This window comes from Mesorhizobium sp. B2-3-11 (genome assembly GCF_006442215.1).
Classification (GTDB): Bacteria; Pseudomonadota; Alphaproteobacteria; order Rhizobiales; family Rhizobiaceae; genus Mesorhizobium; species Mesorhizobium salmacidum.
The window spans coordinates 1-14809 of the sequence record NZ_VFVS01000036.1 but is presented as its reverse complement, the minus strand read 5'-3'; the positions used below and the strand labels follow the sequence as shown (position 1 = coordinate 14809).

General features: G+C 58.8%; 13 protein-coding genes. 4 read left to right on the top strand and 9 right to left on the bottom strand.

Annotation, left to right across the window (positions count from 1 at the left end):
* Positions 1-541 (top strand): polysaccharide biosynthesis C-terminal domain-containing protein (locus FJ960_RS29055; protein WP_181174352.1); only part of this gene is annotated, 541 nt, incomplete at its 5' end.
* 140 nt (positions 542-681) lie between these two features.
* Positions 682-3159 (top strand): RTX toxin, encoded by a 2478-nt coding sequence (locus FJ960_RS29050; RefSeq protein ID WP_246672998.1) that lies wholly within the window; start codon positions 682-684, stop codon positions 3157-3159.
* A gap of 264 nt (positions 3160-3423) precedes the next feature.
* On the opposite strand, the gene FJ960_RS29045 is transcribed toward FJ960_RS29050, so the two are convergent.
* From FJ960_RS29045 to FJ960_RS29015, 7 genes are all read right to left on the bottom strand, one after another.
* Positions 3424-3933, bottom strand: coding sequence for a nucleoside kinase (locus FJ960_RS29045; protein ID WP_140718531.1), 510 nt, complete (start codon positions 3931-3933; stop codon positions 3424-3426).
* Positions 3934-4138: 205 nt separating this feature from the next.
* The gene (locus tag FJ960_RS29040; protein WP_140505877.1) at positions 4139-4381 is read right to left on the bottom strand and encodes a hypothetical protein; all 243 of its coding nucleotides are present in this window, start codon (positions 4379-4381) and stop codon (positions 4139-4141) included.
* 79 nt (positions 4382-4460) lie between these two features.
* Positions 4461-5456, bottom strand: coding sequence for a nucleotidyltransferase family protein (locus FJ960_RS29035; RefSeq protein ID WP_140718530.1), 996 nt, complete (start codon positions 5454-5456; stop codon positions 4461-4463).
* Entirely contained in the window at positions 5446-6612 is a 1167-nt protein-coding gene (locus FJ960_RS29030) for a PqqD family protein (protein WP_140718529.1), read from the bottom strand. Before FJ960_RS29030 ends, FJ960_RS29035 begins: the two co-directional genes overlap by 11 nt.
* Positions 6613-6706: 94 nt before the next feature.
* On the bottom strand, positions 6707-7723 hold the full coding sequence (locus tag FJ960_RS29025; protein ID WP_246672997.1) for a hypothetical protein: 1017 nt from the start codon (positions 7721-7723) through the stop codon (positions 6707-6709).
* Complete coding sequence (locus FJ960_RS29020) at positions 7720-8553, bottom strand: hypothetical protein (protein WP_140718527.1); 834 nt, start codon at positions 8551-8553, stop codon at positions 7720-7722. Before FJ960_RS29020 ends, FJ960_RS29025 begins: the two co-directional genes overlap by 4 nt.
* Before the next feature lie 7 nt (positions 8554-8560).
* Entirely contained in the window at positions 8561-9841 is a 1281-nt protein-coding gene (locus FJ960_RS29015; RefSeq protein ID WP_140718526.1) for an O-antigen ligase family protein, read from the bottom strand.
* 407 nt (positions 9842-10248) lie between these two features.
* Here FJ960_RS29015 and FJ960_RS29010 point away from each other — a divergent pair, with 407 nt between their 5' ends.
* Positions 10249-10497, top strand: a complete 249-nt coding sequence (locus FJ960_RS29010) for a hypothetical protein (RefSeq protein ID WP_140505888.1) — start codon at positions 10249-10251, stop codon at positions 10495-10497.
* Positions 10498-10622: 125 nt separating this feature from the next.
* Here the strand turns inward: FJ960_RS29010 and FJ960_RS29005 are convergent, their stop codons facing one another.
* The gene (locus FJ960_RS29005; protein WP_281406159.1) at positions 10623-11210 is read right to left on the bottom strand and encodes a sugar transferase; all 588 of its coding nucleotides are present in this window, start codon (positions 11208-11210) and stop codon (positions 10623-10625) included.
* Positions 11211-11782: 572 nt separating this feature from the next.
* On the opposite strand from FJ960_RS29005, the gene FJ960_RS29000 reads away from it, so the two are divergent.
* On the top strand, positions 11783-12850 hold the full coding sequence (locus FJ960_RS29000) for a hypothetical protein (RefSeq protein WP_140718524.1): 1068 nt from the start codon (positions 11783-11785) through the stop codon (positions 12848-12850).
* A gap of 108 nt (positions 12851-12958) precedes the next feature.
* On the opposite strand, the gene FJ960_RS28995 is transcribed toward FJ960_RS29000, so the two are convergent.
* A complete protein-coding gene (locus FJ960_RS28995) occupies positions 12959-13717 on the bottom strand; it encodes a response regulator transcription factor (RefSeq protein WP_084636857.1) in 759 nt (252 codons plus the stop codon).
* Positions 13718-14809: the final 1092 nt, after the last annotated feature.

Sequence of the window (14809 nt, the reverse complement as noted above, 5' to 3'; positions counted from 1 at the left end):
GGCAGGGGTGGGAGTAGTCGCGCCGCTCCAGATTCTAGCGTTCAGCATGCTGTTCCGCACGAGCTACAAGCTTAGCGATTCCGTCTCGCGCGCAACAGGGACGGTCTACGCTCGTGCCTGGCGGCAGGCGGTTTTCACCATCGGCGTCTTCGCCGGTTCCCTCATAGGGCAATTCTGGGGCATAGAAGGCGTAGCGTTCGGCGTCGGCGCGGCCTTCGGGATCAACTTCTTCCTCATGGCACAGTTGAGCCTCCGCGTGACCGGCATGACATGGGGGGATTTCCTTGCGGCGCACCTGCCCGGGCTCGCGCTCGCGGGTGTTGTCGGGATTGGCGTCTGGGCAGTCGTGGACTGGCTGCGCGAGTTCCATCTATCGCCTCTTCCCCTGCTCATCGATACGGCATTGCTGGCATCCGCCGGAGGCTTGCTGCTGTGCTGGATCCTGCCGTCGCTGTTCCTGGGACGGGACGGGCTATCACTGCTGCGCCTGCTCGCGGCCGTGGCGCCTGCCTTGCCCAGGATGAAGAAGGCAACAGACTGACCAGCAGAACATTCGGGCCGCGGCTTTCATGCGCCTGCGATGCGGTGGCCATTCGCGCCTGGGGTATGGGAACTGACCTCCTGTCGGGCGTGTCGCGATGTCGGTTTTAAGCACGGGAAATTGGGGAAAGGAAATCCAACATGACCAAACTGACTGAGCTTGGGGCGAAACACCTGACTGAGTTCGGCATCGACGCAGGCATTGACGGCGACTGGCTGAACATTGACGATTGGACCCAGCCGAGCGGAAAAGAAAGCGGTAACGAGACGGGTCATGTGCTCTCCGATCTTGGCGAGGGGCTTGCTGCCGAAACCGGCCAGGGCGGCCACACTCCGAACTTGGAACCAGCCGCGAGCAAGCTCGATCTCATTTCCGACCATGGGATCATCCCGCCATCGGTAGACGATGGCGGATTGAAATTCACCGGACAGGCCGAGGTGCCGGCTGGACTTGCCATCCATCTGGACAGCACCTTTGTCGACAGCGCCCGGAATCATGCGAACAGAAGCGCCACCTACACCGCCCCTGCCCTTGCAGACACCGGCACAGTCTCGACAGGGGGCGCTGTCGCCACCAGCAGCCTTCTCGCCGCCAGCTCAAGTGCGATCGACCCGATTTTCGAGACCAGGGTGGCGACCGCAGGCGACGACGTCGAGGAGAAAGGCTCCGGTACGATTGGGACCAACATCAGCGATCTGGAGCTGGGTTATGACGGCAGCACCCGCCAGACCGTCGGCCTTCGCTTCACTGGCATCGACATCCCTAAGGGTGCCATCATCACCAGCGCCTACATCCAGTTCCAGGCCAACGAGGTGAAAACCGGCGCAACCTCGCTGCTGATCCAGGGCGACAACACCGACAACGCCAGCCCCTTCACCAGCGCCGCCTTCAATGTCTCCTCGCTTCCCCGGACGACGGCATCCACCGCCTGGACACCGGACCCGTGGACCGTCGTCGGCGAACATGGCCTTGCCGAGCGCACGCCGGACCTTACGGCTATCGTCCAGGAGGTCGTCAACCGCTCTGGCTGGGTGGCGCTCAACAACATGGCCTTCGTGATCAGCGGCACCGGGACGCGCACGGCCGATTCATACGAGTACAATCCCGCCAGTGCGCCGCTGCTGCACGTCGAATACCTCTTGCCAGGATCCGGCAAGCCGGTGGCCTTCAACACACCCGCCGATAGCAATTCAGCCACCAACGAGATTAACGAGCTCGCCGCGGCCGGTGCCCCTACCGGAATTACTGCTTCGGCCACCGATCCCGATGCCGGATCGAGCGTCACCTACAGCATCAACGATGCGCGCTTCGACATCAATTCCAGCACCGGTGTCATCACGCGCTCGGCCGTCGGCACACTCGACTTCGAGACCCAGCCGTCCATCAACCTGACGGTGACGGCGACCTCCTCCGACGGCAGCACCGCCAACAAGAGCTTCACTCTCGCCGTACTCGACAGCCCGGAATCGGTCGCATTCAACGCTCCGCCCGATGCCAACACCGCGGCCAACCAGATTCTCCAGAATGCCGCGGCCGGCACGGCTGTCGGCATCACCGCCTCGGCCAGTGATCCCGATGCCGGCTCGACGGTCACCTACACGATCGACGACTCGCGCTTCGCCATCAATTCCAGCACCGGCGTCATCACGCGATCGAGCACCGGCACGCTCAACGCCCAGTCCGAACCGACAATCAATTTCCACGTCAAGGCCACCTCGTCCGACGGCAGCTTCGATACTCACACCTTCACCGTTGACGTCACCGGTAGCAGCCAGCTGCCGACATCAGTGACGCTAGCCCATACCATCCTGACCTCGCAGTGGTCGCCGCCGAGCCCCGATCCTACGGATATCGTCTATATTTCTCACCTTGGCACGCTGCTGGTTGCCGACAGTGAAGTCGATGAAATGCCCATTTTTACCGGCAAGAATCTCTACCAAATGAACCTTGCCGGCAATCTTATGGGAACGCTCAGTACCATCAACTTCTCGGACGAGCCGGCCGGGGTCGCTTATAATCCTGCTAACCACCATCTCTTCTTCTCGGACGACACTGGCACGAAGAGCGTCTACGAGTTGAACCCAGGCAAGGATGGGCTTTACAATACGTCCGACGATATCGTGACCTCATTCAGGACCGCCGCGTTCGGCAGTAAGGATTCGGAGGCTCTTGCCTACGACACAAAACGCGGAGTGCTCTATCTCGAGGATGGCTCAAACCATAACATTTACACCATCGCTCCGGGCCAGAACGGCAAATTCGACGGCGTCCCAAGCACGGGCGGCGATGATGTCGTGACGAGCTTTTCTGTACAATCGCTCGGATCCCCTGCTGACGGGGGCCTCGCGTATGATGCGGTCCACGACCTGCTTTACGTCATCGTGTCACGCACTTCGGTGGCAATGATAACGCCAACCGGGGATCTGCTGGGCATGCTCGATATCTCGGCGGCCGACGCGCATAAACCGGCCGGATTGGCGCTGGCGCCGAGCAGCGACGATCCGAGCCATCATATGAGCCTCTATATCGTCGATCGGGGCGTGGACAATAACACGGATCCAAACGAGAACGACGGCAAGATCTATGAATTCCATTTGAACGATTGGGTAATCGCCTGATCCGGTACGGCTTCGCCTCTTCAAGTCGGTCGTTAGGGCGTCCGGCAATCCGCAAGCTGCCGGTCGGCTAGTCTCAGCGCCGCCAGTGAGCCGTTCAGGCGACTACAGCATGTCGCGGCGAATAGGATTCGCCCGACCTGCTGTAAGCTTCTGATCTTATGCATGTCGTTATTCCGGAACCGAGGACACTTCCGGGCGACATGCATTAGCGTCTTCCCGCACTATTCGAGTGCTTCCCATCCCATTCACGATACGTTCAGGGCTTCAGGCGAGTTGAGCGAGGATATCGTCGACAACGCTTGGGACCGTGCCCGCCGTGTCGATATCGATGCCAGCGGGAAGATATTCCCGGGTATGAGGGTAGCGCAGTACCAGCCGCCGCTCGGCCGGATCGAAACCTGGCTCATTCGGTCGCCCATCCAATCGTCGGTTCAACGTCTCAACGTCTATGTCGAGCACAAAGACCTTGTCGAATAGGTCCAGGAATTTATGGAAATTGCGCGAGCCGCCACAGAAGAAGGTGGCAGGATGGGTGGTGTCGGCAGCAAAGGCCCGGACCTTGTCGACGGGCCAAATCCAGTGCGCGTATCCCCAGACGATGTGATCCTGGCCTTCGGGTGGTCCTGGCAGTGCCTTGCCTGTTTCGGGGTCGCCGACATAGGCCAAGACCCGGTCACCATGGACGACATGATAACCCCGCCGCTCCAGTTCGGTAGCGACAGACGTTTTTCCAGTGCCGGAACCGCCTTCGATCAGGTAGTTCTTGATTCCCATAGGCGCCGTTTATCACGGCGGAACATCGGTTACAAAATCGGCAATGGGACGATGCTCGATGCATTTCAGCGCCGATAAAAAAAGCCCAGACCGCCGGCGGCACTCTGGGCGCCGCAAGCGGTCTGGGCTTTCACGAAGGGCTTGGCCCTATGTCCTTGGCCCTATGTCGTCGAGACGCTGTTTTCAGCGACCCTGCTCGAGGAGCTTACGCCTTGCCGGGCGGGCCGACGTGAATATGGTTCTTGTCTCCCCAACCATTGCCGGGGCGTGTGCCGCCCGATTTGGCAATCGCCTTGGAGTTCAAGCTTGTGCCGAGCAGAAGCGTCACAGCCGGCGGCGTAACCGCCGCAAAACGCCCCGCCTTCTTGAGAAAGTCACGGCGCGCTTGAGCCTCCGAGACCAGCGTCTCTTGCGTCTGTTCCGAGCGTTTTGTGCTTTCTATTGACATTTCGACCTCCCACAAACTTTCTCAAATTCGCAGATTGATCTTACGCTTTCCATACAGGCGCACTAGTTCCCCAAAAGGCTTAGATTTTCGTGCGAGGATTGAAGAGCGTGCGAGCGATGCGATGCAAGGGGTCCGACGGCCCACGTTTCGCCAACCCGTAGGCGCGTGAAAACCGCCATATGCCCCACATCAAATTGCCTGCCAGGCGCAGCGGGGCGCCAATGATGGGGTGGGTCGCCGTGAAGACGCGCCTCCAGTGCTGGAAACGGACCATCGGGCGTTGTGTACATTTTGCGGGGATTCTGGTTCCAAAGAAATGATGCAAGGCCAAGAGCTGGGTGTCGAGCGCATTGCGGGCGCTCCGATCCGGCATGGATTCCTGCAGTGACATCCAGTCCACGTCCTCGCTTTCCGCCAATCGGGCCAGATCATGAAGGTGCCTGAGATCTATCCTTCCGCGCCAGTAATCACCCTCCTTGAGAAGGTCGTGCACCATCCAATGCAGGACGCGCGACCGAACGGGAGGAATGTTCACCCGAAGTCCTCCGAGTTGGACGAGTTCGGGAGGGGCATGGCAGGTTGGTTGGCTCGACCGAAGTTCCAGCATTCCGGCGTCATGCTCGCGGGCCATGCCTCGGGCGCCCGCCACATCGACGTAGCCAAGCTCTTCAAGACAGGTCCGGGCGAACGTCTCTTCGCGCGGGTCCACGGCTATATCGAGGTCACTCGTCATCCTGCTGGGAACCTGGCCGCCCGGCGAAAGGAACAGAGGAACGGCCCCCTTGAGCAGAAACGGTACGATGTCGCGGCCATTGAGGGCGGCAACGGCTTCACGCAGTTGAGTACGCAAGCGCAGGTTCCGTTCGCGATTGCAGTCGTAAACGAACCGAAGGTACTCGCGCACGTCCTGCGGGAGTTGATGGATTTGTCCGGCCCGAGCGAGAGACGAGAACAAATCGGCTGTGAGCAGAGTGTGATTTGCCAGAGCGATCACGGCCTGCCAGTCGGCGCTGTCGGTCGGAGCGCCGCGAAGTCCAGCGACCAACGCCTTAAGCGCGTTGCCTCTACTCGTCATCGCACGCTTTCGAGATTAGCTGCACCGCATCATCAAGCCCGGAATAGGTCAGGCAATAGGTTTGCGCCGAGCCGATGAGTTGGGTCAGCACTTCGAAAGCGGTGCCACTGAGCTCTCCGCCGGGTGCCAGCGCGCCGTTGAGCAGGCCGCGCAATGCGTGAGCTGGATCGATCGGCTCCAGGCTAGCTTTCGAGGTACGACCTCGACGGAGCAGGACCACACAGCCAATGGGTAGGGGAGCGGGAGGCAAGGGCACGAACGCCCTGGGCACGGCAAACCGTACACGCTTGCGGTCGGGGCGGCGACAGATCGGAACGGCATCGAGGCCGGGACAGTATTTGGCCAGCAACGGCCATGCTCCCGCCTTGACCGCCGGGGCAAACGGAAGCCCGACGCCATGCCCGCTAGAGTCCAGCAGCGTCACATCATCGGCGACAAAGCCAAATCCTGCATGGACCAATGCCAAGGTCAGCGTCGTCTTGCCCGCGCCCGGATTGCCACAAAGAAGGACGATGCGTTCATTTCTGAGAAGCGCAGCCGCATGGAGGGCAAGTTCATATGCGCCGTAATCCAGAACCTCGGTTAGCAATTGCCCCTTCAGCATGACGGGTAGTGCGTCGAGGGAGCAGGACAAAATCCACTTGCCATCCCGCAACAGATGGACTCTCCCTCCCTGCCCAACCACCTCGAGCAGTACGTCGGCGGTATCTCTTTTGACCTCGAGGTGGCGAAATACGGAAATCGCGGGAAAGGCGTAGGCCGCCGGATAGACGATGCGTATGTTGAGGCCCGCAACCGCGACCACCTGGCTCACAGGCTTTTGAGCTGACGAAGTAGACAAGGGCGCGCAGGGCCGTATCAGGTTCAGCCGCTGCCAATCTTCGAGTGCAGCCTCGACATGCCTGTCTGCCTCAAGTCTATCAACGCCACTGCGCGCCATCTCGACCGAGATGGCGCGCGGTGGCATGCCTTCCTCCAGAGAGCGCCAGATGTCGGCAGCAGTATCGTTGACGGCGAAAATGGCCTTCTGGGAAGGGCTGAACAGAATATTTTGTCCCCTGACGCGTACCAACCGCCCCTGGATCACAAACCTCCCAGGGCCGTGATCGGCGGATCCTGATGTCACACTTCTGTCAATCGCCTCGTGCTGGTTCATCGCGGTGACGGTCCAAGCTGTTGTTGCAAGCAGGGTGCATGCGAGCGCCACCTGTCTTTGCAGTTCGGATAATCATTGCCGACGCTGCGACTTCTCACAGCAATTCGTCGGAGAACCGGACCACGTCCTGATGCGCCGCGATCCACTGGAGATGCGCCTTGTTCCAATATTCGCGGGCGTTGGCGCCCGTCAGCAATCTGAAACCAGATGGCGGCAGCGGCAACGAGGAGGGGATTGGCTCGTCGGGCAGCCACAGCAAAACGTTGTCGCGGCTTTCAATCATCAGCCGCCATGTTCTTTCCAGGCGATGGAATCCACGCATGTTGGCCGCGGCCAATGCGAAAACCGATTCCGTGATCCTCAACCTGGGCGACTGATCGACAGCCTTGATCGGCGCCTGATGTGTGATTTCGCCCTTGGACAGAAAGGCATGCATACGAATGAGGGATTTGTCGACCCGCACCGTTTGCCCTGTTCCGTCCCGCTCGTTTGACGCAGGGTCCAGGCTGATCCCCGAGAAACATCCGTCAAACAGGCAATCTTCGATGATACCGCTGAGGAGATAGTCGTTCTCCACCGCATCATCCCTGATTTCGCTGAGCCAGCACCCTTTTAGGCGAAAGCCGTCGGCGTGCTCGGCGAGGCGAATGCCATCCCAGCAGCGACGGGCACGCACCCCCTCTATTGTCGCATCGGTGGTTCCGTCCCTGACAAGCAGAGCCGCGCTGTTGCAGTAGGTATCCCGCCAATCAGACGTTAGCGGTACCTGGCCGTCGAAGCGGCCGCCGACAAAGCGAACCCCGGGACAGTTGCGGATGACGACGGGATAGCGATTGACCGGCAACGTCCCCTCGTCGCAGCCCATCGTCGCGCTGGGATCGCTGTTTCTGCTGTTGGCAACCGTGAAGGAAGCATTGCGAGCGTTGATAGTTGCTCCCGGCTGGAGATTCCGAATTACTTGCTGTTTGAAGCCATACTCACCCGTCAGGACGAACTCGTTGCCTCCCGGCGTTTGGCCGCCTTGCGCTCGGAGCGAGCTCGGCAATAAAGCAATTACAGGATACAAGCCGGCAACGCCCATGAAAGAACGGCGGTCCATTCTCGTGCTCATTGACCTACCCTATCGCACAGCCGATGCCGTTCAAGGCAGGCCAGTAGCACCGCATCGAGAACCCTTTCGGCAACGTCTTCGGGCGACGCAAACCTCTCCACGTTAACCGCCACCAGTACGCCGGCGTGATCTTCCGTTCCCATCCTCCACTCAAGATCGGTCGCAATCTGGCGGCAAGCACCATCCGCGGTCGACCACAGATCAAGGTCGCGGTCAGGAGATGTCCTTTGCATCCGCGAGGATCGATCGCCCCTTTTCAGAAGTCGATCTCGTGCCACGCCGATCTCGCCGCGCAGATGGACAAAAGCGATATCGTGCACGCCAATGGCGAATAGGATATCAAGCCACTTCTCGGATGTTGCCCCACGCCTGCTCTTAAGCAAGATGGATAGGAATCCCTGCAACAGGCCCTGGTCCATGACAATAATTGTATTTCTTCCCTGTCTCTCGCTTTGAACATAAGCAATCAGAAACGAAAGGTTCCAGATGACCCTGACTGTGTCGACAATTGATGATTGCCCAGCTTCGATGACAAAGCGCGTAATTCGCGAGAGCAGGGAGCGAAACTCACGATCCCTAAACCTTGGTGCAACAATACCTATTCTGTAGATCTGGCGGCTGATGAACTTTCTTGTCTCTGACGCTACCCGCACATCACCCACCAACGGGCCGTGCCGCCGCAAACCGCTCGCCAACAGGGTGGTTGCGGTTGTCTTTCCAATCCCGGGGAGACCAAAGAATTCCACAAATCGAATGTTTGTTTGAAGTGGGCGTGGTTCGACGCTTGGCGGCAAGCCTGCCGTCAGGTCACGGACTGTGTGCGAAGCCATGGGAATTTCAATGTTGAAAGAGCTGGGACCCTGGAACCGCGTACAATTTCGGACGCTCAGGGCCGGTCTGCAGTGATCGTTGGATGCCGCGATAGAAGATGAGCAAAGCCAACGGCAGCCAGAAGAAGGGCGCTGTCGATGGACCGAAGGAGTCGCTCATCTGGTTTGCGATGATGTAGTTCCACAGGGAAACCGACGTTCCAAGCACCATCACATTCACTTCCGCCGCATGGTCGCCCCCCCTGTCATTGCCGAACAATGTGCAGAACACGACCCTGACCAGATACGCCATGACCACGAGAACCAGCATCGACACCAACGCCAAGCCAGGCACTCCCAGTGTTCTAAAGAAGTCAATGAACAGATTATGGCTATGGGGTGCGATATCTTCCACCCATTGCCCTGCCCCCACACCCGTGAACGGGTGCGACAGGCCGAGATCGATCGATATAGACCACAGTCGCTGCCGCGATACCACCGAATGCGCCTCGCCTCCGGAAAGTTGAAGGGCCAGCAGGCCGTAAGCCCGTGGATTTAGGAACTGCAATGTCAGCAGGCTCGCTTCGAACAATATCGGAGCGGCAATGGTTCCCACGATTACTTTTAACGGACTCTGCTTTCTTCTGATTAAATATATACTGTATAGCGCAAAGAAAAGACCAAGGCCCACCACGCCGAGAACGAAGTTGGTCTTCGAACCCGATTTCACCAAACCCAGGAGCACCGCAGCGAGGCAGCCCATAAGGAGAAGTCGGTGCCGGCGGGATGTGACCAGCTTCGCGGCGACAAGCGGCAGACCAGCCGACAACGCGATCCCGAGTTGGTTCGAGTGCTTGAAATAGCCTTCAGCCCGATCGGCGAATCTGGCATCGCCCAGCCCGATTGCGACAAGACAGGATGTTACGACAGTCATGATGACTATGGTCGTCACAACCCTGTCGATTGCCACGAGACCCTTCGGTCTCAAGGAGATCGCTGCGACTGCTGGAATGATCGCGAAACCAAACACTTGTGAGAAAACCGCGCGCATCGTCCTCATCGGATTATCTGCGTAGAGCATCGACAGTAGAGAGAGAACGATGATGACAGCAGATATCGTCAGCACCGCAGTCGTCAGGGCGGCTTCAATCCGATGGAGGCGTCTTGCTGTTTCCGCATAGGCACCGACACTTAGCAGAGCGCAGAACAATGCCAGCACGAAGGAAAGCGAGCCATCCGTTCCGGCAATCCGCGTGGCGCCAGGGAACCAGATGGACAGGATCAGCAAAAGGATAGATACCTGAAGCATAGGTAGAATGTCACACTAGAGGCATTATGCGGGAACTGCGCGCCGACGTAGGTTCGCCTTGATGCGCAACGTCCAGGGTCTTGTTGTCCTGAATAGCTGCACTGATAAACACAGGCTTGGCCTCCGGATCATAAATCATTGCATGCTGCCGCACGGCGGGTGAACTTCCGCATACCTATTTCCAAGCAGCGTAGGCTCGGCGGGTGGACAAGGAAATGAGCGAAAAGGGGGCATTCGGACAGGGTACTCTACGCCTTTTGTGCAACACAGGGGAGTGTGCGGCGATTTCCCGCCCCTCGACCGCTCGTCGGCGAGGCGGTGCAGCCGGATTGAGTGTTGGTACCGATTTCGCAGATGTGGGAGACTTGGAGATGGCACACTGAGTCTTCCACCCATAGGAGATCGCCGTGCTTTGGGGCCTTGTCGCCGTCGGTGTGATCGGCATTTTGCTGGGATTTCGTTTTCGAGTTGCCGCGCTCATCATCATGACCGCGGTGACGGTCGTGGGCGGCGTCGCTGCAGGCGGCATCGGCAGTGTATTTGATTGGCACCACCTCATCTCAATCCTGCTTCTCGTTGTCGTTCTGCAGGGTGCCTACTTGCTTGGCCTCTTCCTGGGCGTAATCTGGCGCCAAGGCATGTCACGTGAGCAGTAATGGTCTGTGGCTGCCATTTCGCCGCGGCCGGCCGGCGCCGCACCTTTCGCCATTGCGATCGCGACAGCACGCCGCGGTTTTTAGGCAAAGCAATGCATCGGGCAAGAATTTGCGATGCGCATCAATCAAGACGCACGGTCGAATTTCATCACGGCGCCCACGGTCCGGACGAGAATGACAACATCGGCCCATAGGGACCATTCCCGCACATATCGGCTGTCGATAGAGACACGACTGGGATAGTCCATTGCGTCTCTGCCGGCCACCTGCCAAAGGCCAGTTAGGCCAGGCCGGGTTTTTAGATAATCGATTGCAGAGGATCCGTAACGTTGAAGTTCATCGGGAACGACTGGACGAGGGCCGACGCAACTCATCTCGCCGCGCAGCACGTTGATGAGTTGAGGCAGCTCATCAAGGCTCGACTTCCTTAGAATCCGCCCCAGGAATGTGATCCGCGGGTCATTCTTGAATTTCCAATTCTGCTCCCACTCCTTAGCGGCTTCGGGATTGCTCGCGATATAGTCGGCCAGAACCCGCTCCGAGTTGGCAACCATGGTCCTGAATTTGTAACAGGCGAAGCGCCTGCCGTTGAACCCTACCCGGGTGTGTGAGAACATCGCCGGTCCGCCGTCGGTCACTAATATTAAAAGGGCAACCGCCAACATCACTGGCGCAGCGAGGACAAGCGCGATCAATGCGACGGTCATGTCCATCATCCTCTTGCGCCGGCCTCCAAGCGGACGGAGGTTTTGGCCGACGCGGATGCCTGGCCCGCGGTGCTTTATGTCAAAGGCGCTTATTGTCACGGATGTCACCAAGAAACGCTGCTGGTTTTGCTGCCCAACTTCACAGCGGCGCGTCATTCTCGGCAAGAGAAGCAAAGGAGGTAGCGCCGTACCCAGCGCTCGTTACCCCCTTAGCCTGATCCGAGCGTCGCAGGCGTAGCCTCGGTAAGTCTTCCGATCAAACGGGGTATCACCTAGCATCCGTTTGCTGCAGTAGCAGTTCGGGCAGGTTCGGCTGTATTGCCAAAGCGCGCATTGGAACGGGTTCGGCCACCAAAAGGTCAGAGGGCCAACCAAATTTGGACCGTCACTCGCCTGGGCGAGAATAGAATAGACAGGAACTACTTTACCAAATGCGAAGGCCGCAAACGCGTCAGCCAACGCAATGCAGGAAATGCACGCGCATCGCGCCCAGACGAGACCGGCAGGGCAGCGGATCCGCTTAAAGGACATTGCCGGCCTACCAGATAGTGAGAGCGCGCAACGTGGTGCCCAGCTTCATGCCTACATCACGTCATTTTTCAGCAAGGTCGTTTGCTCGTGATGTTTCCGAGATCGACCGTGCCGAAGTCCTTGCTCTCGTGCGCAAGCAAATAGCCTTGCTCGATCTCGATCTCTCCGGCCTCACCGTGGTCGTTGGCGCTGCGACAGGATACCAAGCAGTGACTGCGGCAGCGGCGGCGCTCGCTAAGGCCAGCCGAGTCGTTGCGCTCACTCGCATATCCTCCAGACATCCGAGCCTGGCAGCAGCCGCGACCGCGACGTTGGCATTTGCCAATTTTGCCAACGTGTCGGAATGCGTGGAAGTGACGGACCGCATCGACAGCCGCAAATGGCAGGACGTCGACCTCATCACGAACTCCCTCCAGGTCGGGCCGATTTCTAGATCGCTTGTCGAACTCTTACCCTCTCATGCTGTTGTTTCGCTAATGGCTGGACCGTGGGAGCTTCGGCCTGGAACTGTGGACTTCGACGCCTGTGACGAGGCTGGCATTAAGGTTGCGGCTCTCAATCTGAACCATCCAGCCGTAGACCTGCTGCCAGAGTTCGCGCGGTTATGCTGCACCTTGCTGGACGATGCCGGTGTCGATCTACGCGCGGCCAAGCTCGCCATCGTCTGCGACACGCCCTGTGCATCATCCCTTGAATATGCGCTCCGCGAGCGCGGGGCGGGAGTAAGCGTTTTTTCGCACCCGGTGCTGCTGACCGAAGATGCATGGGATGTCATCGTCGTAGCGATGCGACCCAGCGACAAACCACCAATGGACATCAACAGCCTGGGCCGAATTGGCCGGAACTCGAGCCAAACGCTGTTGGTGCAGTTCAGCGGCGGGATCGATCGCTCGGCCGCCAGCTATTTCGGCCTCACGGTTTGGCCGCCGAAGAGGCCCGGCCGCGATCAGCTAGGCTTGCCACTTGACGTACTCGGAGCAGCTCCGACGGTCCGCAGGCTGACGGGAGGGCTGAAAGCCGCCGAAGCAGCATATCGGGGCGCAGAACTGGGCGAGGACAGTGTTGGATTCCTCGTGAAGGCAAGGTCCGCGACCATTGCGAGGCAACGCACTTAAACACCAGCGTGAGCGAGTCTGTTTAGCGAAAACGATCCGGACGGGTGTCCAACCTCAACGGGTCCGGCAATTGTTGCCGGACCAGCTAGGCAAAGTCCGAAGCAGCCGTCATAGCAACATCTGTCTGAGCTTGTAGGCTACTTCCGTGCGGTTCGTAGCCTTCAGTTTCTTCATGATGTTGCGGATATGGACCTTGACGGTGCTCTCGCAGAGATTGAGTTCGTAGGCAATTATCTTGTTCGCCTTGCCTTTCCTGAGCGCCTCTACGACCGCAGCCTCGCGTATCGTGAACATGCCAGCGAGCGGTCGGGCACCGTTTGCCGTCGAGTGGATGATCTCTCGAAGCGCCAGCACGCAGCTGGCGGGTACAAAGATCCCTCCGGCGCGAGCGAGACCAATGGCCTCGGCAGCGACTTTCACCTTCACGCTTGTGGGAATGTAGCCTCGGGCTCCGCATTCGAGTGCGGCGAGGACCTCCCCCGGGTCGTCGGAATCCACCACGACGATTACGGGTACAGTGCCAATCTCAGCAATGAAGTCCGTAAGTTCCGCCCGAACACTCTGCTCGGAGACCTTTCTGGCGCCAAGAATGACCAGGATCGCGGATGGCTCCTCTTTCCCGGCAATGTGCTGGATCTCGTCAAGCGATCCTACCGCGCTAACGCGCAAAGTGGGATTGTGTTCGATAAGGCCACGAGCAAGGCATTCACGTTCAAGCGCTCGCTTATCTACAATCAGGACGAGGCCTTCGCTTCGGTGCTCTTCTTCGACATCGGATCTGCCTAGACCATTCGCGCCCGGCAGATGTCCATTGTGTAGCGGTACTGCTGCATCATTCCAGGAATCGGAAATTTGGTGAGGTCCCATCGCCTTACATACTCCTCTCCGTCGCCGACTTACTTTTCTCCCATTTGATTGGGCCCCGCAAAGCTTGTCAGACGCGTGAACTGATACGCTCCATCGTGTCAGGCTGCCTAGATTTAACCGGGGATTGGATTCAAGGAGTAGAGCATACGCCGCCCCAACGCACGGACGTATGGCCTCCCCGCCCTATGGAGGTAACCCAACCTAAACGGCATACTACAATGCTGTGGAAAGGCCGCATTAATCCTGGTTAACAATTGGTAATTATATATTAGCTAGCTAATATGTCCAAAGGTATTACAACCTGTAATTGCGTTAGCTTGTCTCGCATCAATAAGCTGAGACGGGGGTTGCGACTGGTGATTTCCTGTTTGCCGGCCAACAAACCATACGGCCGCCAATCGCGGCGAACTCGGCGACCGAGGTGCACATTGGTTCGACCTCGCCGCCATGGCCAAGCGCCTCGGCAAGACCAACACATCGACGGCGACTTGGTCAGCTGTTTCCCGCCAAGGCGCGAACGAGGGATAGTAGCAGCGCTGCAAGCCTGATCCCGCAAATAGCCGGAAGAGAGCGTGAGGCGGCGCCTGCACGTCACTGGCTGATCGGTCATCGGTTGAGCCCCGAATGTTGTCCTCATACTTCTTTCGTATGCTTTGCGCGTCTTGGGTATGAGCGCATATAGTCCGTTATCCCCCGGTGCCGTTTCTCACGAACTGCCCGTCGGTTAGGCCCGGTGTCCTAGCCCCATCCCAACAAGGGCTGCCGGGCCGCTCCATCCAGACTGAAGCCGCCACCCCATCTGCGAGGCGACTGCCATCCGCCCTAGCCACATCTACCGACGCAATTGCGGTCCCAAGCGTGCTGACCCGCAACAGGTCACGTTTGGCCCAGCGGCGGATGGGCTTCACATCAGGGCTTGCAGGACCGATAGTCTCAACCTGAAGCGCGAGGGGTATTTCTGACCATGCGCCACATCAAGGCAAAGAGCCTCGCTCCCAAGGACGGCGTCCGCGATTATCTGGCCGCGCAGGAGAAGAAGTCGCTGCTGCGCTTCCTGACCTGCGGTTCGGTGGATGACGGCAAGTCGACGTT

Bases quoted from the DNA above. Each gene is read 5' to 3' on its own strand.
- FJ960_RS29050 (WP_246672998.1), top strand. From the start codon at position 682: ATGACCAAACTGACTGAGCTTGGGGCGAAACACCTGACTGAGTTCGGC.
- FJ960_RS29045 (WP_140718531.1), bottom strand. From the start codon at position 3,933: ATGGGAATCAAGAACTACCTGATCGAAGGCGGTTCCGGCACTGGAAAA.
- FJ960_RS29040 (WP_140505877.1), bottom strand. From the start codon at position 4,381: ATGTCAATAGAAAGCACAAAACGCTCGGAACAGACGCAAGAGACGCTG.
- FJ960_RS29035 (WP_140718530.1), bottom strand. From the start codon at position 5,456: ATGACGAGTAGAGGCAACGCGCTTAAGGCGTTGGTCGCTGGACTTCGC.
- FJ960_RS29030 (WP_140718529.1), bottom strand. From the start codon at position 6,612: ATGAACCAGCACGAGGCGATTGACAGAAGTGTGACATCAGGATCCGCC.
- FJ960_RS29025 (WP_246672997.1), bottom strand. From the start codon at position 7,723: ATGAGCACGAGAATGGACCGCCGTTCTTTCATGGGCGTTGCCGGCTTG.
- FJ960_RS29020 (WP_140718527.1), bottom strand. From the start codon at position 8,553: ATGGCTTCGCACACAGTCCGTGACCTGACGGCAGGCTTGCCGCCAAGC.
- FJ960_RS29015 (WP_140718526.1), bottom strand. From the start codon at position 9,841: ATGCTTCAGGTATCTATCCTTTTGCTGATCCTGTCCATCTGGTTCCCT.
- FJ960_RS29005 (WP_281406159.1), bottom strand. From the start codon at position 11,210: ATGGACATGACCGTCGCATTGATCGCGCTTGTCCTCGCTGCGCCAGTG.
- FJ960_RS29000 (WP_140718524.1), top strand. From the start codon at position 11,783: ATGCCTACATCACGTCATTTTTCAGCAAGGTCGTTTGCTCGTGATGTT.
- FJ960_RS28995 (WP_084636857.1), bottom strand. From the start codon at position 13,717: ATGGGACCTCACCAAATTTCCGATTCCTGGAATGATGCAGCAGTACCG.